At 76.4% G+C, this 16,364-nt stretch carries 13 protein-coding genes; 8 read left to right on the top strand and 5 right to left on the bottom strand.

Features of this window, described 5'->3' with window-relative positions; all coding sequences use genetic code 11:
- Window positions 1-43: 43 nt before the first annotated feature.
- Complete coding sequence (gene pgm, locus CHB98_RS12545; RefSeq protein ID WP_089305926.1) at window positions 44-1,675, bottom strand: phosphoglucomutase (alpha-D-glucose-1,6-bisphosphate-dependent); 1,632 nt, start codon at window positions 1,673-1,675, stop codon at window positions 44-46.
- Window positions 1,676-1,793: 118 nt separating this feature from the next.
- Here pgm and CHB98_RS12540 point away from each other — a divergent pair, with 118 nt between their 5' ends.
- From CHB98_RS12540 to CHB98_RS12525, 4 genes are all read left to right on the top strand, one after another.
- Window positions 1,794-2,540: an ABC transporter permease gene (locus CHB98_RS12540; RefSeq protein ID WP_245821117.1), complete on the top strand. Its 747-nt coding sequence runs from the start codon at window positions 1,794-1,796 to the stop codon at window positions 2,538-2,540.
- Window positions 2,537-3,769 (top strand): betaine/proline/choline family ABC transporter ATP-binding protein, encoded by a 1,233-nt coding sequence (locus CHB98_RS12535; RefSeq protein WP_089305925.1) that lies wholly within the window; start codon window positions 2,537-2,539, stop codon window positions 3,767-3,769. The genes CHB98_RS12540 and CHB98_RS12535 overlap by 4 nt, the downstream gene beginning before the upstream one ends.
- Window positions 3,766-4,548, top strand: coding sequence for an ABC transporter permease (locus tag CHB98_RS12530; RefSeq protein ID WP_089305924.1), 783 nt, complete (start codon window positions 3,766-3,768; stop codon window positions 4,546-4,548). The genes CHB98_RS12535 and CHB98_RS12530 overlap by 4 nt, the downstream gene beginning before the upstream one ends.
- Before the next feature lie 94 nt (window positions 4,549-4,642).
- Window positions 4,643-5,614 carry a glycine betaine ABC transporter substrate-binding protein gene (locus CHB98_RS12525; protein WP_179224467.1) on the top strand — a complete coding sequence of 324 codons (972 nt, stop codon included), beginning with the start codon at window positions 4,643-4,645 and terminating at the stop codon, window positions 5,612-5,614.
- Between the two features lie 70 nt (window positions 5,615-5,684).
- Here the strand turns inward: CHB98_RS12525 and CHB98_RS12520 are convergent, their stop codons facing one another.
- On the bottom strand, window positions 5,685-7,142 hold the full coding sequence (locus CHB98_RS12520) for an asparagine synthase-related protein (RefSeq protein WP_218822347.1): 1,458 nt from the start codon (window positions 7,140-7,142) through the stop codon (window positions 5,685-5,687).
- A gap of 233 nt (window positions 7,143-7,375) precedes the next feature.
- Between CHB98_RS12520 and CHB98_RS12515 the strand changes: the two genes are divergently transcribed.
- Window positions 7,376-8,122, top strand: a complete 747-nt coding sequence (locus CHB98_RS12515) for a glutamine amidotransferase-related protein (protein WP_179224465.1) — start codon at window positions 7,376-7,378, stop codon at window positions 8,120-8,122.
- Between the two features lie 192 nt (window positions 8,123-8,314).
- Here the strand turns inward: CHB98_RS12515 and bluB are convergent, their stop codons facing one another.
- Window positions 8,315-10,054: a 5,6-dimethylbenzimidazole synthase gene (bluB, locus tag CHB98_RS12510; protein ID WP_089305921.1), complete on the bottom strand. Its 1,740-nt coding sequence runs from the start codon at window positions 10,052-10,054 to the stop codon at window positions 8,315-8,317.
- A 147-nt stretch (window positions 10,055-10,201) separates the two neighbouring features.
- Here bluB and CHB98_RS12505 point away from each other — a divergent pair, with 147 nt between their 5' ends.
- Both CHB98_RS12505 and CHB98_RS12500 read left to right on the top strand, forming a co-directional pair.
- The gene (locus CHB98_RS12505; RefSeq protein WP_218822346.1) at window positions 10,202-11,488 is read left to right on the top strand and encodes an endonuclease/exonuclease/phosphatase family protein; all 1,287 of its coding nucleotides are present in this window, start codon (window positions 10,202-10,204) and stop codon (window positions 11,486-11,488) included.
- A 92-nt stretch (window positions 11,489-11,580) separates the two neighbouring features.
- Window positions 11,581-12,453 (top strand): phosphatidylinositol-specific phospholipase C/glycerophosphodiester phosphodiesterase family protein, encoded by an 873-nt coding sequence (locus CHB98_RS12500; RefSeq protein ID WP_143425082.1) that lies wholly within the window; start codon window positions 11,581-11,583, stop codon window positions 12,451-12,453.
- 24 nt (window positions 12,454-12,477) lie between these two features.
- Here the strand turns inward: CHB98_RS12500 and CHB98_RS12495 are convergent, their stop codons facing one another.
- Window positions 12,478-13,332 (bottom strand): alpha/beta fold hydrolase, encoded by an 855-nt coding sequence (locus CHB98_RS12495; protein ID WP_089305918.1) that lies wholly within the window; start codon window positions 13,330-13,332, stop codon window positions 12,478-12,480.
- Window positions 13,333-13,478: 146 nt separating this feature from the next.
- Between CHB98_RS12495 and CHB98_RS12490 the strand changes: the two genes are divergently transcribed.
- Window positions 13,479-15,206 carry a DEAD/DEAH box helicase gene (locus tag CHB98_RS12490; protein ID WP_089305917.1) on the top strand — a complete coding sequence of 576 codons (1,728 nt, stop codon included), beginning with the start codon at window positions 13,479-13,481 and terminating at the stop codon, window positions 15,204-15,206.
- 34 nt (window positions 15,207-15,240) lie between these two features.
- Here CHB98_RS12490 and CHB98_RS12485 read toward each other — a convergent pair whose 3' ends face one another.
- Entirely contained in the window at window positions 15,241-16,254 is a 1,014-nt protein-coding gene (locus tag CHB98_RS12485; protein ID WP_089306022.1) for an alcohol dehydrogenase catalytic domain-containing protein, read from the bottom strand.
- Window positions 16,255-16,364 lie beyond the last annotated feature (110 nt).

The raw sequence follows: 16,364 nt of genomic DNA, 5'->3' as shown, positions 1-16,364 counted from the left end.
TCGCCGGTGTGGACGACGGTGTGTGCACACACCGCGGGGTGGGTCAGCCCAGGGCCGCGGTGACGACCGCCTGGGCCTCCTCCTGCACCCGCGCCAGGTGGTCCGGGCCCCGGAAGGACTCCGCGTAGACCTTGTAGACGTCCTCGGTCCCCGAGGGACGGGCGGCGAACCAGGCGTTCTCCGTGGTGACCTTCAGCCCGCCGATCGGCGCGTCGTTGCCGGGCGCGCGGGTGAGCTTCGCGGTGATCGGCTCGCCGGCCAGCTCGGTGGCGGTGACCGCCTCCGGCGACAGCTGCCCCAGGGCGGCCTTCTGCTCCCGGGACGCCGGCGCGTCGGTGCGCGCGTACGCCGACTCCCCGTACCGGCCGGTGAGGTCGGCGTGCAGCTGCGACGGGGACCGTCCCGTCACGGCCAGGATCTCGGCGGCCAGCAGGGCCAGCAGGATGCCGTCCTTGTCCGTCGTCCACACGCTGCCGTCGCGGCGCAGGAACGCAGCACCGGCTGACTCCTCCCCGCCGAAGCCGACCGACCCGTCGAGCAGGCCGGGCACGAACCACTTGAAGCCGACCGGCACCTCGACCAGCCGCCGGCCCAACCCGCCGACCACCCGGTCGATGAGGGACGACGACACGAGCGTCTTGCCGACGGCGGTGTCCGCGGACCAGCCCTCGCGGTGGCTGAACAGGTAGGAGATCGCGACGGCGAGGAAGTGGTTGGGGTTCATCAGCCCGCCGTCGGGGGTCACGATGCCGTGCCGGTCGGCGTCGGCGTCGTTGCCGGTGGCCACCTGGTAGTCGTCCTTGGCGCCGATCAGCGAGGCCATGGCGCTCGGTGAGGAGCAGTCCATCCGGATCTTGCCGTCCCAGTCCAGCGTCATGAACCGCCAGGTGGGGTCGACCAGTGGGTTGACCACGGTGAGGTCCAGGCGGTGCCGCTCGGCGACCGCCCCCCAGTAGTCGACGCTGGCGCCGCCGAGCGGGTCGGCGCCGATGCGCACGCCCGCGTCGCGGACCGCGTCGAGATCCAGCACCGAGGGCAGGTCGTCGACGTAGTCGCCGAGGAAGTCGTGCGGCCGCGCCGCCGCGCGGGCGCGGGCGAAGGGGGTGCGCCGGACGCCCGCCAGGCCGTCCCGGAGCAGCTCGTTGGCGCGGGCGGCGATGACCTTGGTCGCGTCGGTGTCGGCCGGGCCGCCGTTCGGCGGGTTGTACTTGAACCCGCCGTCGCGCGGCGGGTTGTGCGACGGGGTGACGACGATGCCGTCGGCGAGGCCCGTCGAGCGGCCGCGGTTCGCCCGCAGGATGGCGTGGCTGACCGCCGGGGTGGGCGTGTACCGGTCGGCGGCGTCGACCAGCACGGTCACCTCGTTGGCGGCCAGCACCTCCAGCGCCGAGGCCCAGGCCGGCTCGGACAGCGCGTGGGTGTCGCGGCCGACGAACAGCGGCCCGTCGTACCCCTGCGCGGCGCGGTACTCGCAGATGGCCTGCGTGGTGGCCAGGATGTGCGCCTCGTTGAACGCCCGGTCGAACGCCGAGCCGCGGTGCCCGGAGGTGCCGAAGGCGACCTGCTGGGCGGGCTCGGCCGGGTCGGGCTCGAGCGTGTAGTACGCGGTGACCAGCGAGGCGACGTCGACGAGGTCGCCGGGCTGGGCCGGCTGTCCGGCGCGGGGGTCGGTCATGCGCCGATCCTGGCCCGCCACCCGCCGCCCCCGCGACCCCGGCCGGACGGGCGGGCCCCGGGGCGCCGGGCCGTGCGCAACGATCTGGCGGCGGACGTGCCGGATCCGGCCTCCCGGGTTGACCACGCCACCCCGGTCTCGCCATCGTCAGCCGCAGTACCTGGTCAACGCGTCGGCCGGAGCCTCCCCGACGCGCCCGGACACGGAGAGGAGCGCCGTCCTGGACTTCCTGGAGTTCGTCTGGAGCCGGCGCGACGACGTGCTGACGCTGGGGGTCCAGCACGTCTGGCTGGTCGCCCTCTCGGTCGCCCTGTCCTCGACCCTCGGTGTGCTGCTGGGCGTGCTGAGCTACCGCCGGCCCGGCGCCCGCCGGGCGGTCCTCGCGGTCACCGGCGCCTTCCTGACCATCCCGTCGTTCGCGCTGTTCGTGCTGCTCCTGGGCCTCGTCGGACTCGGCACGACGCCGGTCGTCATGGCGCTCACCCTCTACGGGCTGCTCCCGGTGGTGCGCAACACCATCACCGGGTTGCTGCAGGTCGACCCCGCGGTCGTGGAGTCGGCCCTGGGCATGGGCCTGTCCCGCCGGCAGCGGCTGCTGCGCATCGAGCTGCCGCTGGCCTGGCCGATCGTGCTCACCGGCATCCGGGTCAGCACCGTGGTCCTGGTGGGCATCGCCGCGATCGGCGCGATCGTCAACGGGCCCGGCTACGGCAACCTCATCTTCAACGGGCTGGCCCGGGTGGGCTCGCCGGTCGCGGCCGACCTGGTGCTCGCCGGCACGCTCGGCGTGGTGGTCGTGGCCGTCCTGTTCGACGCGGCCTACACGGTGCTGGGCCGGCTCACCACGCCGAAGGGGCTCCGATGACCGACTCCCCGACCCCGGGGTCGCACACCGACCGCCCCATGATCCGGCTGGAGCACCTGACCAAGACCTTCCCGGGGCAGGACCGGCCGGCCGTGGACGACCTCACGCTCGACGTCCGGGCGGGGGAGATCGTCATCCTCGTCGGCCCGTCGGGGTGCGGGAAGACGACGACCATGAAGATGATCAACCGGATCATCGAGCCGACGTCCGGGCGGATCGTGCTCGACGGCGAGGACGTCACCCACGCCGACCCCGACCAGCTGCGCCGGCGCATCGGCTACGTGATCCAGCAGATCGGCCTGTTCCCGCACATGACGATCGCGGACAACATCGCCACGGTGCCCCGGCTCCTCGGCTGGGACAGGCAGCGGATCGCCGACCGCGTCGACGAGCTCCTGACCACCGTGCGGATGGACCCGGCCGAGTACCGGGACCGCTACCCCAAGGAGCTCTCCGGCGGTCAGCGGCAGCGCGTCGGGGTGGCCCGGGCGCTGTCGGCCGACCCCGACGTCATGCTGATGGACGAGCCCTTCGGCGCGATCGACCCCATCACCCGCGACCGGCTGCAGAACGAGTTCCTCCGGCTGCAGGCCGAGGTGCGCAAGACCATCGTCTTCGTCACGCACGACATCGACGAGGCGATCAAGATGGGCGACCGGATCGCCATCCTGCGCGAGGGGTCCGAGGTGGTGCAGTACGACACACCCGAGACCATCCTCACCCACCCGGCCGACGGCTTCGTCCGCGACTTCATCGGCGCCGGCGCCTCGCTCAAGCGGCTGAACCTCAGCCGGGTCCGCGACATCGAGCTCAGCCCCTGGGCCACCGTGCCCGAGGGGACGTCGGCGGAGGAGGCGCTCGGGGTGCTGCGTTCCTCCCCGGGCAGCGCCGTCCTGGTCCTCGACGCGCAGGGCCGGCCCCGCCGCTGGGTCGGCCGCGCCGACCTGCAGCGCGCCGACGGCCGTCCGCTCGACCAGGTGGGCATGGTGCCGGAGGCGGTCGTCGAGCCGCACGCCACCCTCAGCGACGCCCTCAACGAGCTCATCACCGCCCGGTACAGCATCGCCACCGTCGTCGACGGCAACGGCGTCTACCAGGGCGTCGTCGACATCGACCGGATCACCGAGGCCATCCGGACCATGCGCAGCGACGACCAGCGCGCGGCCCGGCTGGGCCTCGACGACGGGCGGGACGAGGCCGCGGGGACGATCCGGGACCGGCGGCGATGACCGCCCCGGCCCGTGGGGTCACCCGCCCCGCGTCCACCGACCGCGGCGACGGGCAGCGGCGGTGGGTGGGCTGGGTGGCCCTGCCGGTGGTGCTCGCCGTCGTGTGCCTGGTGCTGTGGCTCTACGTCAGCAGCCAGACCCTGGACTCCATCGAGGCGCGCAGCCTCAACGCCGCGACCATCCGGGAGACCCTGCTGCGGCACGTCGCGCTCACGGCGGTCTCCACCGTCCTGGTCGTCCTGATCGCCGTGCCGCTGGGGATCGTGCTGACCCGTCCGTTCACCCGCCGGGTCCGGGGCGCACTGCTGACCGTGGCCAACATCGGCCAGGCGGTGCCGACCATCGGCCTGCTGGCCCTGCTGGCCGTCGTCTTCTTCTTCCTCGGCTTCTGGGCCGCCGTCGTTGGGCTGGTCGTCTACGCCGTCCTGCCGGTGCTGCGGAACACCATGGTCGGGCTGGAGGAGGTCGACGACGCGGTCCTGGAGGCCGGCCGGGGGATGGGGCTGTCCCAGGCCCAGGTGCTCCGCCGGCTGGAGCTCCCGCTGGCCGTCCCGGTCATCCTGGCCGGCATCCGGACGGCGCTGGTGATCAACGTGGGCACGGCCACCCTCGCCGCCTACATCAACGGCGGCGGGCTGGGGACGCTGATCGTGGCCGGCTTCTCCACCAACCGGATCCTCGTCTCCCTCACCGGCGCGATCCTCAGCGCCGTCCTCGCCCTGCTCGTCGACCACCTGGCGGGCATCGCGGAGGACCTCCTCAAGCCCAAGGGGCTGTGAGCCGCCACCGAGCGCACCGTCCGAGCACCACCGGCCACCCGAGAGGAACACACGCATGACGACGAGGACGACGAGGGCCACGAGGGCGTGGCCCGTGACCGCGGCGCTGGGGCTGACCGCGCTGCTGGTCACCGCGTGCGGCGGCGACACCGACCTGAGCGACGCGGGCGGCGGGGGCGGCGGGGGCGGCGGGGGCGGCGCGGCCGCCGCCGGCGGCGGCTCCATCGCCGAGGAGCACGACCTGTCGGGGGCCTCGCTGACCGTGGGGTCCAAGGAGTTCACCGAGTCGGTGGTCCTCGGCCAGATCACCATCGCCGCGCTGCAGGCGGCCGGCGCCGAGGTCGCCGACCAGACCGGGCTGACCGGGACCGACACCGTCCGGGCCGCCCTGCAGTCCGGCGACATCGACATGTACTGGGAGTACACCGGCACCGGCTGGGTGAACATCCTGGGCAACACCACCGACGACCTGCCCGACGACCTCTTCGCGGCCGTGTCCGAGGCCGATGCCGCGAACGGTGTCGCCTGGCTGGAGCCGGCGCCCTTCGAGGACACCTACCGGATCGCGACCTCCGCCGAGCTCGCCGAGCAGGAGGGGCTGGAGACCACCAGCGACGCCGCCGAGTTCGTGGCGGCCAACCCCGACCAGGGGTCGATCTGCGCGGCCAGCGAGTTCCTCAACCGGGACGACGGCCTGCCCGGCCTGCAGGACGCCTACGGCTTCGCGTTCACCGACGTCGTCGAGCTGGACCTGGGGCTGATCTACACGCAGGTCGGGGACACCTGCGCCTTCGGCGAGGTCTTCTCCACCGACGCCCGGATCGTCTCCAACGACCTCGTCGTCCTGGAGGACGACCGGGACTTCTTCGTCCCCTACAACGGCGCGCTCACCGTCCGCCAGGAGGTCCTGGACGAGCACCCGGCAATCGCCGAGATCATGGCGCCGATCGCCGAGCTGCTCACCGACGAGACGATCACCGAGCTCAACTCGCAGGTGGACAACGGCGGCGAGCAGTACGCCGACGTGGCCCAGGAGTTCCTGCGGGAGAACGGCTTCATCGCCTGATCCCCACCGGGTGCGCAGCGGGGTCCGTGCGGCCGCACGGGCCCCGCTGTCCCGTCCGGGGCCGCGCCGGTCAGGCGACGTCGCCGAGCCGGCCGGCGTCCCAGCGCCCGGCGACGGCGGCGACGTGCGCGACCATCTCCGGCGAGGCGACGCTGGCCAGGACCGCCCGCAGGGGCTCGTCCCCGGCACCCCCGGCCTGGGCCCACGAGTCGGCCAGCGCCCGGTCGACCAGGTCGCCGACGCCGCTGCCCTCGTCGAACTGCGCCTTGGTGCGCCACACGATCTCCGAGGGCAGCAGGTCGGCGACCGCCTCGCGGAGCACCCACTTCTCCGGGCCGCCGGCGGGCAGCTTCAGCTCGACCGGCACGCGCAGCGCGGCGTCGACGAAGTCCAGGTCGAGGAAGGGCACCCGCGCCTCGAGGCTGTGCGCCATCGTCATCCGGTCCACCCGCTGCAGGTTGACGTGGTGCATCTCGCCCAGCGAGCGCCGCAGCTCGGCGTGCAGCAGGTGCCGCGGGACGTCGGCGTGGTACCGGTAGCCGGCGAAGAGCTCGTCGGCCCCCTCCCCGGTGAGCACCACCTTGACGTGCCGGGCGGCCAGCTCGGCCACGAACCAGGTGGGCACGGCGCTGCGCACCAGGTCCGGGTCGGTGGACTCCAGCGCCCACACGATGTGCGGGAGCGCCGCGGCGACCTCGCCGGGGTCGATGACCCGCTCGTGGTGGACGGTGCCCAGGTGCTCGGCGACCCGGCGCGCGGCGGCCAGGTCCGGGCTGCCGGCCAGCCCCACCGCGAAGGTGTGCAGGTCGGGCACCCGGGCGCCGACGAGGGCGCAGATGGCGCTGGAGTCCAGCCCACCGGAGAGGAACGCACCCACCGGCACGTCGGCCATCAGGTGCCGTTCCACCGAGCGCTCCAGCGCCGCCCGCACCGCCCGCACGTGCCCGTCGGCCGTCCCGGGCACGGGATTGGGACCGGGGATCGCGGCGAAGCGGGTGACCCCGGACCGCGAGGACCACAGCGTGCCCGGCGCCAGCGGCGCCACGTCGTGCGTGCCGGGCGGGAAGGCCTTCACCTCCGAGGCGAAGACGGTGGCCGGACCCCGGCGGCCCAGGTAGAGCGGCTTGATGCCCACCGGGTCACGGCCGAACACGAGCTCGCCGTCCCGCTGCACGGCGAAGGCGTACATCCCGCGCAGCCGGGCCGCCGCGGCGGCGTCCTCGCGCGGGTCGCGGTCGCGGCCGTCGAGCAGCCGCAGGACCACCTCGCTGTCGGAGGCGGTCAGCCAGGGGCGGCCGCCGCCGAGCTCGGTCCGCAGCAGCGGGGCGTTGTAGATCTCGCCGTTCACCACCACGACGACCTCGTCGGCGCCATGGCCGTCCACGATCGGCTGCGCCCCGTGCTCCAGGTCGACGATGGACAACCGGCGGTGGCCGAGGACCGACCGGCCGGCCACGTGCAGGCCGGCGTCGTCCGGCCCCCGGTGCGCGAGGGCGGCGGTCATCGCCTCGACGTCCTCGGGGACCACGTCCCCCCACCCACCCGCGATGCCGCACACCCGGACAACACCCCTCACGGCCGACCGGACACCGACTCCCCGCGGTCGGACCCCGCGGTCGAACGTAGCGCCGCCGGCCGGACCCCGCGGGGTGGATGCCGATCCGTGACCTGCGCGAAACCGTGTCGACCCCTGTCCCGCGAACCCCGCCGCCATCCTCCACCCAGCACCCGCGTCGGGTGCCCGGGACGGGGGGAGCGGCCGTGGACACGGTGGTCTGGCAGGGCAGTGGATCGGCCTGGCCCCTGACCTCCTGGGACGACGCCCTCGTCCGCCGGCTGACCGCCCTGGGCCGGCAGCCGAGCGTCGTGCCGTGGGGCGATCCCGGCGCCGCGCACGCGGGCCGCAGCGGGGTGCTGCACGTGTTCACCGGTGGGCTGGAGCCGGTGTCCTCCGGCTCGCCGGAGATGGCCGCCCGGCTGGACGCCGTCCGGGCCGCGGTCCGCACCGCGGAGCGGGACGGCTGCTCGGTGGTCGGCGTCTGCCTGGGCGCCCAGATGATCGCCGCCGTCGTCGCCGGCCTGGTGCCGCGCCCGGTGGCCGGAGGGGGAGAGGCCGGCCTGACCGTCGTCACCGGCCGCGCACCGGACGTCCCGGACCTGACGGTGGCCACCGCGCACGTCGCCGAGGTGCCCGAGGCGTTCCTGTCCCGGCCCGCCGTGCGGCACCTGTGGGGCAACCCGGTCACCACCGTCCAGGGCTTCGCCGTGGGAGCCCGCGTCGTCGGGGTGCAGTTCCACCCGGAGTTCTCGGCGCGCGAGGCCCGCTGGGCCTCCCGGTCCTTCCGGCGGGAGCTGGGCGCGCCACCGTCGTGGGCCGCCGCCCGGGCGGTCGACCCGGACGCCGCGCTCCGGGTGGTCCTCGCGCAGGCCGGCGTGCACACGTCGGCCCCGGAGCAGCTCGTCCCGATCGGCGCGGCCTGCGGCGAGGGGGCGCTCGAGGCGGTCTGACGCCGGCGTCGCGGTCCCGGCCTGCGGCCGGCAGCGCGTCGGCGACGACGGTGGGCCTCACGGTCGGCTTCGCCGCCATCGCGGTCGGCTGGACGGCGGCCACCGAGCGCGGCGCCGGCCCGGCCGACGCCTGGCGCGCCGGGCCTGCCGCTGCAGCTGGGGCCGGCCGGCTGAGGCGCCGGGCGGGCCGGGTCAGGGGTCGACGCGGGCGGTCTCCCGGCGCAGCGCCAGCCCGGCGAGCACCAGGCCCGCGGCCAGCGCGGCGCCCACGCCCTCGCCGGCCCTCAGCCGCAGGTCCAGCAGCGGTTCGCGGCCCAGCTCCTGCAGCACCAGCTCGTGCCCGCGCTCGCGGCTGCGCTGCCCGGCCAGCAGGGCCGGCTGCACCCCGGGCTCCAGCCGGACGGCGACGAGGGCGGCGACCGAGGTGGCGTAGCCGTCGAGCACCACCGCGGACCCCGCCGCGGCCGCGCCGAGCACCACGCCGGCCAGCACCGCCAGCTCCGGGCCGCCCAGCTCGGCCAGCGCGTCCAGCGGGTCGTCGACGCCCGCGCGCCGGGCCCGGTCCACGGCCGCGGCCACCACCTGCCGCTTGCGGGCGAGGACGGCCGCGTCGGCGCCGGCGCCCAGCCCGACCGCGTCGCCGGGGTCGGCGTCCAGCAGCCCGCAGGCCAGCGCGGCGGCGACCGTGGTGTTGCCGACGCCGACCTCGCCGAGGGCGACCAGCCCCGCGCCGGCCGCCTCCGCCCCCAGGCGCCGTCCGCCGTCCAGCAGCTCCCGGGCCGCGGCCGGCGTCATGGCCGGTGCCCCGGCGAGGTCCCCGCGCGGGCCGGCCGGGCGGAGCACCGTCGTCCCGGGCACGGGCTCCCCGGCGACACCGGCGTCGACGACCCGCACCCGCAGGCCCGCCGTCCGGGCCGCGGTGGCGCCCAGGGAGGTGCCGGCCACCGCCGCGCGGACCACGTCGCGGCTGACGCCGGGGGAGTACGCCGACACCCCGTGCCCGGCGACCGGGTGGTCGGCGGCGGCGAGCACGAGCGTGCCCCTGGTGGTCCCGGCGCCGCCGAGCGCCACCACGGCGTCCACCGCGCGGTCCAGCACGCCCAGCGACCCCGGCGGGGTGAGCAGCCGGTCGGCCTCGTCCCGGGCCGCGACGACGGCGTGCCGGCCCGGCGCGCGCAGTGCCGACGGCGGGGCGGCCGGCGGCGCCGCACCCGGCCACCGCTCGCGCAGGACGACGTCGGCCAGCGGCAGCCGCCGCGACCAGCCGGCCCGCTCCAGGCCCGGCGCGGGTGGCCGCTCGTCGGGCCAGCCGAGGCACAGCCAGCCGAGGGTGACCACGCGGTCGGGCAGGCCGAGCAGCCCGGCCAGCTCCTCGGGGCGGAAGAGGGTCACCCAGCCCAGCCCGAGCCCCTCGGCGCGGGCGGCCAGCCACAGGTTCTGGATCGCCGCCGCGCAGCTCCACAGGTCGGCGTCGGGGAAGGTCGCCCGGCCCAGCACCCCGGCGGCCGGCGCCCGCCGGTCGCAGCAGACCACCACCCCGAGCGGCGCCTCGCGGACGCCCTCCAGCTGCAGGTCCAGCAGCCGGCGGGCGGCGTCGGGGGCGAGCCGGGCGGCCTGGCGCAGCCGCTCCCGGTCGGTGAGGACGGCGGCGCGGTCCCGGGTCGCCGGGTCCTGCACCACCACGAACCGCCACGGCTGGCTGTGGCCGACCGACGGGGCCGCGTGCGCCGCGGTGAGCACCCGCTCCAGCACCTCGTCGGGCACCGGGTCCGGGCGGAAGCGGCGGACGTCGCGGCGCGCGGCGACCACCCGGTGCAGGGCGTCCCGGGTGGGGCCGTCCATCGCCCAGCCGGCCGGGTCGGCGGCCCGCTGCGACGCCGAGGTCGCGTCCCCGACCAGCGGCACCGGCCGCGGCCACCCCTCCCCGACCACCGGGGCACTGTAGCCACGCCCGGGTCCGGCAGGCTGGCGATGCTGGCCTCCCCGTCGCCTGCGCGCGGCCTGCGGTACACCCGCCGGTCACGCCCGGCGCGCAGGGTCGCCGGCGACCGCCCGCCCCACCGCTCCCCCGGAGGCCCCGTGAGCCCGTCCCGACCCGTCCCCGCCGTCGGCCTGGCCCTCGCCGGCGCCCTGGTGCTGCCGCTGCTGACCGCCGCCCCCGCGGCCGCCCACCAGCGGGACCCGGTGCGCTTCGCGTCCTTCAACGTGTCGATGTTCCGCGCCACCGAGGGGGAGCTGGCCGCCGACCTGGCCGACGCCGACGACGAGGCCCAGGACGCCGAGGTCCGGAACGTCGCCGCTATCGTCCAGCGGCAGCGCCCCGACGTGCTGCTGCTCAACGAGTTCGACTTCGACGCCGGGGGCGTGGCCCTGGAGCGGTTCCAGGAGGACTTCCTCGGCGTGGGCCAGGGGGACGCCGACCCCATCGAGTACCCCTACGCGCTCGCCTTCCCGTCCAACACCGGCGTGGCCACCGGCTTCGACCTGAACGGCGACGGCCAGGTCGGCGAGGAGGGCCGGGCCTACGGCGACGACTCCTTCGGCTTCGGTGAGTTCCCCGGCCAGTACGCCTTCGCCGTCCTGTCCAGGCACCCGATCGACACCGACGACGTCCGCACCTTCCAGACCTTCCGCTGGGCCGACATGCCCGGCGCCCGGCTGCCCGACGACCCGGCCACCCCGGAGCCCGCCGACTGGTACTCGCCGGAGGAGCTCGAGGTCTTCCGGCTGTCCAGCAAGAACCACGTCGACGTCCCGGTCCGCATCGGGAAGCGCACCGTGCACGTGCTGGCCAGCCACCCCACCCCGCCCGGCTTCGACGGGCCCGAGGACCGCAACGGCACCCGCAACGCCGACGAGATCCGCTTCTGGGCCGACTACGTCACCCCGGGGGCCGGCGGGTACGTCTACGACGACGAGGGCAGGACCGGCGGCCTGGCCGGCGGGGAGCCGTTCGTCGTCATGGGCGACCTCAACGCCGACCCGGCCGACGACGGCAACGGCCTGCCCGGCGCGGCCGACCAGCTGCTCGCGCTGCCGCAGGTCCGCGACCCGCTGCCGGCCAGCGAGGGCGCCGTCGAGGCGACCGCGCTGCAGGGCGGGGCCAACCTCGCGCACGAGGGCGACCCGGCCTTCGACACCGCCGACTTCTCCGACGGCCCGACCGGCCCGGGGAACCTGCGGGTCGACTACGCGCTGCCCTCGCGCGGCCTGCGGGTGACCGGCGCCGGCGTGTTCTGGCCGCCGCTGGAGGACCCGCTGTCCCGGCTGACCGGGGTCTACGACCCGCAGTACACCAACGGCTTCCCCAGCTCCGACCACCGGATGGTGTGGGTCGACGTCGCCGTCCGCGGCGGGCGACGGTGACCCGCGGCGGCGGCCGTCGCGTCGCCCGCTGTCCAGCCGGCCGCCACCGGCGCGCACCGGGCCCGTCCCGGGGCGGGGGAACCGTCGTCGCCATGACCTCCCCCCGCAGGGTGCTGACCCTGCTCCTCGGCGTCGTCGCCGCCACCCTGGCGCCGGCGGTCGCCCCGGCCGCCGCCGCCCCGCCCGCCTCCGACGTCCAGCCGCTCGAGCGGGCGCACGCGCACAACGACTACGAGCACGACCGCCCGCTGGACGACGCGCTGGAGCACGGCTTCACCAGCGTGGAGGCCGACGTGTGGCTGGTGGACGGCGAGCTGCGGGTCGCCCACGACCTGATCGACACGCAGCCGGGCGTGACGCTGGAGTCGCTGTACCTGCAGCCGCTGGCCGAGCGGGTCGCGGCCAGCGGCGGCTCGGTGTACCCCGGCTGGGACGGCTCGCTGCAGCTGCTCGTCGACGTCAAGAGCGAGGCGTCGGCCACCTACGCGGCCATCGACGCGCAGCTGCGCGAGTACGCGGTGCTGATGACCCGCTGGACCGACGACCGCGAGCGGGAGCGCGCGGTCACCGCGGTCATCAGCGGCAACCGCGACCTGCCCGCGATGACCGCGCAGCGCACCCGCTTCGCCGGCTACGACGGCCGGCTCGCCGATCTCGGGTCCGGGCTGCCGTCGACGCTGGTGCCGCTGGTCAGCGACAACTGGACCCGGCACTTCACCTGGCTGGGCATCGGCCCGATGCCCGAGGCCGAGCGGGCGCGGCTGCGCGAGATCGTCGCCACGGCGCACGCCGAGGGCCACCGGGTGCGGTTCTGGGCGACGCCGGACCTGCCCGGACCGCAGCGCGACGCGCTGTGGGGCGAGCTGGTGGCCGCCGACGTCGACCACGTCAACACCGACGACCTGCCCGGGCTGCAGGCGTTCCTGCTCGCCGAGGACCCGGCGGAGCAGCAGGCCGCGGCCTGACGTGCGGGGCCGGCCCGGGGCCGCTCACCGCCCGGGTCGGCCCCCCACCCGCTCCAGGAACCGTCTCACGGTCTCCAGGAAGACCTCCGGCTGCTCGGAGTGCACCCAGTGGCCGGCGTCCTTCACCCGCACCAGCCGGGTGCTGGGGAACAGCTCCTCCATGCGCGCCCGGTCGCCGGGCAGCACGTAGTGCGACCTCGCCCCGGCGATCCACAGCACCGGGCCGTCGTAGCGGGCGCCCGGCGGCGGCTCGGGGAAGCCCCGCAGCTCGCCGAGGTCGCGCTCGAGCACCTCCAGGTTGAGCCGCCAGCGCCAGCCGCCGTCCGGGCCCACGCCGTCGCGCACCAGGGACTGCAGCAGGAACGAGCGCACCATCGTGCTGGGGACGGCGGCGCGCAGCGCGGCGTCGGCGTCCTCGCGGGTCTCCAGCCGGTCGAGGTCCACCGCCCGCATGGCCGCGATGAAGGCGGCGAACGGCGAGGCCTCCTCGTCGGGGTCGTCGGTGCGGCCGCCGGAGACCGGGTACTCCACCGGGGCGACGTCGACGACCACCAGCGCGCGCAGCAGCTCCGGGTGCCGCAGCGCCAGCTGCATCGCCACCTTGCCGCCCATCGAGTGCCCGACGAGGGTGACCGGCTCGTCGGCCGCCCGCAGCTCGGCGGCCACCAGCCCGGCCATGTCGACGTAGTCGATCCGGTCGGTCCAGGGCGAGTGCCCGTGGTTGGGCAGGTCCAGCAGGGTGACCCGGTGGTCGCCGGACAGTCCCTTGGCGATCGTCGTCCAGTTCCTGCCCTGGCCGAACAGCCCGTGCACGAACACCACCCGCGGCCCGGCGTCCCCCAGCGTCCGGCCGTGCAGCCGTTCCTCCGTGTCGGTCACCCGGTCATCGCACCACAGGCGTCCGCGGCGGAGGACGAGCCGATCGCGGCCCGGCGGGGCGCCACGGGATCGCAGCCGGGCCGCCGCACCATCCCTGCGGCGACCCGGACACCCGGCCACCGCCGGAGGAGAGGAGCACCGCCACCATGCCCGGACGGCGCCGCCGGACGACCAGCCGCTCTCCCGGGGCCACCCGCACCGCGACGGCCACCCGGCGGAAGACGCCGGCCCGCCGCACCGCGCCGCCCCCCGCCGAGCGGCCGGTCGCCGGGCCGGGGGAGCGGGTGTGGGTGCTCGCCGTGCCCTTCCGCGCCCCGGCGCCGGGCGCGCGGTGGCACCCGGAGCTGCAGGCGCACGTCTGGGTCGGCCGCGCGCTGCCCCCGGCGCTGGCGCCCTACGACCCGCCGCCGTACACCGTCGAGCGGTTCCTCGAGGACGAGCTCAACGACACCCCGCGCCCGGTCCCGCCCGGCCGGCCGCTGGTCCCGCGCGAGGAGCAGGCCACCGGCGCGGAGGCCGTGGTCGCCTCCGCGGCCGCCGGGCACCGCGTGTTCCTGCTCGGCGACGACCCGGGCGTGGGCAAGACCGGCACCGCCGTCCTGGCCGCCCGCGAGGTCTGCGAGGCGCGCGGCGGCGACCGGGTGCTGGTCGTCGCCGACCGCCCGGCCGCCATCACCGTCCCGCACTGGACCCGGTCGATCGCCGGCTTCGGCGACGGCGGGCTGCGCTGGTGCGTCACCACGTGGGACCGGCTGGCCAAGGTCGCCGGCCTGCGGTTCGACGTCGTCATCGCCGACGAGGCGCACATGGTCCGGCACACGACCACCCAGCGGTGGGCGCACTGGCGGGCCGTCTCCGGCGCCGGGCGGGCGAGGGACGTGCCCTTCGTCATCGCCGCCACCGCCACCCCGGCGCACACGCCGCTGGAGCTGCCCTACCTGGCCCCGCAGTTCGCCCAGCGGCACGGCGACCCGCTGCGCGCCTGGGCGGACCTGCCCGCGCGGCTCGCCGAGCACGGGTTCCACGTGGAACGTGGCCGGTACGGGTGGGCCTGGACCGAGGACCCGGACGCCCGCCGCGCCGACCTGGCCCGGCTGCAGGGCTGGCTGGCCGGCGGCGACCCGCCCGCCACGCTGCACCGCCCGGCGCCGTGGGGTCCGGTGTCGGTCACCGGGACGCCGGTCGCGCTCACGCCGGCCGAGCGGGCCGCCTACGAGTCGGAGTGGCAGGAGTTCCGGGCGGAGATGCAGCTGGCCCGCCGCGCCCGGCAGACCGCGCGCGGGCGGGCCGCGCTGCTGCGGTTCCGGCAGAAGGCCGGGCTGATCCGCGCCCGGGCCACCGTCGACTGGGTGCGGGCCCAGGTGGAGGCCGAGCGCCAGGTCGCGGTGTCGGTGGAGTTCGTGGAGACGGCGGCCGACCCGATCCGGGAGGCGCTGCTGGACTGCGGCGTCGCGGTGGCGTCGATCTACGGGCGGGACCGGTTCGACGTCGAGGCCGAGCGGCTGCGCTTCCAGACCGGGGCGGCGCCGGTGTGCGTGTTCACCGTGACCGCGTCGATCAGCCTGCACGCCGGCGAGCTGCTGCCCGGCGGCGCGACCGCCTCGACCAGGCCGCGGGTGGGGCTGTTCCACCAGCCGCGGTTCTCCGGCATCCAGGCCCGCCAGGTCACCGGCCGCACCCACCGCGACGGCCAGGTCTCCCCGTGGCGGGTGGCGTTCGCCGCGGACACCGTCGAGGAGCAGGTGGCCCGGGTGATGGTGGAGCGGCTGGCGGTCAGCGGCTCCACCGCCGGTGCGGACACCTCGGCGCTGCGGGAGGTCGCCGAGCTGCTGGACGCCGACTGGCTGCCGCCGGTGGCGCTGACCGGCGGCTGACCCGCGATCCCCGCCTCGGACGGTGCCGCCCGGCTCAAGGCACGAGGACGGCGCGCCCCACCACCCGGCCGGCGCGCAGGTCCTCGAGCACCCGCGCGGCGTCCGCCAGCGGGTGCGTCGTCACGCTGGTGACCAGCCGGCCGCGGGCGGCCAGGTCCAGGGCCGCGACCAGCTCGGCCCGCCGGTTGCCCACCGAGGTGACGATCCGCTGCTCGGGCACCACCATCGCCAGCGGGTCGACCTCCACCCGGTCGGCGGAGTACCCGACGTACACCAGCGTGCCGCGCTTGCCGAGGGCGGCGAGCGCGGCGACACCGGTCTCCTTGGTGCCGACCAGCTCGAACACCACGTCGGCCCCCCGACCGTCGGTGGCCTCCCGGACGGCGGCGGCGACGTCGGTGCAGGACGCGTCCACCGTCACCCCGGCGCCCAGCTCGCGCGCCAGTTCCAGCTTCGCCCGGCTGCGGCCCACCGCGACCACCCGCGCGCCGGCCTCCCGCAGCACCTGCACGAGGGCCAGCCCGACGCCGCCGACGCCGTACACCACCGCGTCCGCGCCGGACCGCACCTCGGCGACCGCCACCGCGTGCAGCGCCGTCGTCCCGCTGCAGCACAGCGTGGCCGCCGTGGGCAGGTCCACCCCCTCCGGTACGGGCACCACCGACGAGGCCGGGACGGCGACCTGCTCGGCGAACCCCCCGTCGGTGGCGAAGGCGAGGAAGCCCAGCGGTGCGTCGCACAGGTGGTCGTCCCCCGCCGTGCACCAGCGGCACCGGTGGCAGGCGTGCAGGTAGTGGACGGCGACCCGGTCGCCCACCGCCACGCCGTCGACCCCCTCGCCCAGCGCGGCCACCACCCCGGCGACCTCGTGGCCGAGGGTGATCGGCGTCCGGGCCGGGGTGAGCAGGCCGTCGAGGAAGTGCAGCTCGGTGCCGCACACCCCGGCGGCGGCGACGTCCAGCAGCACCTCGCCCGGACCCGGGCGCAGCGCCTCGACGTCCTCGACGGTCAGGGGGCGGCCCACCCCGGAGAAACGGACGGCACGCACGTACGGCCTCCCTACGCCGGCACGACCCGGACAGGTCCGGACGGTCGGCGGCCCCAGCCGCCCTCTCAGCCCGCTCGGTGCGGGCTCCCGTGGTCAGTGGCCGGGACGGT

Origin of the sequence: Geodermatophilus pulveris, from assembly GCF_900188375.1 — a bacterium.
Classification (GTDB): Bacteria; Actinomycetota; Actinomycetes; order Mycobacteriales; family Geodermatophilaceae; genus Geodermatophilus; species Geodermatophilus pulveris.
Note: the sequence above shows the minus strand (reverse complement) of the source record. Positions and strands in the feature narration are given on the sequence as shown.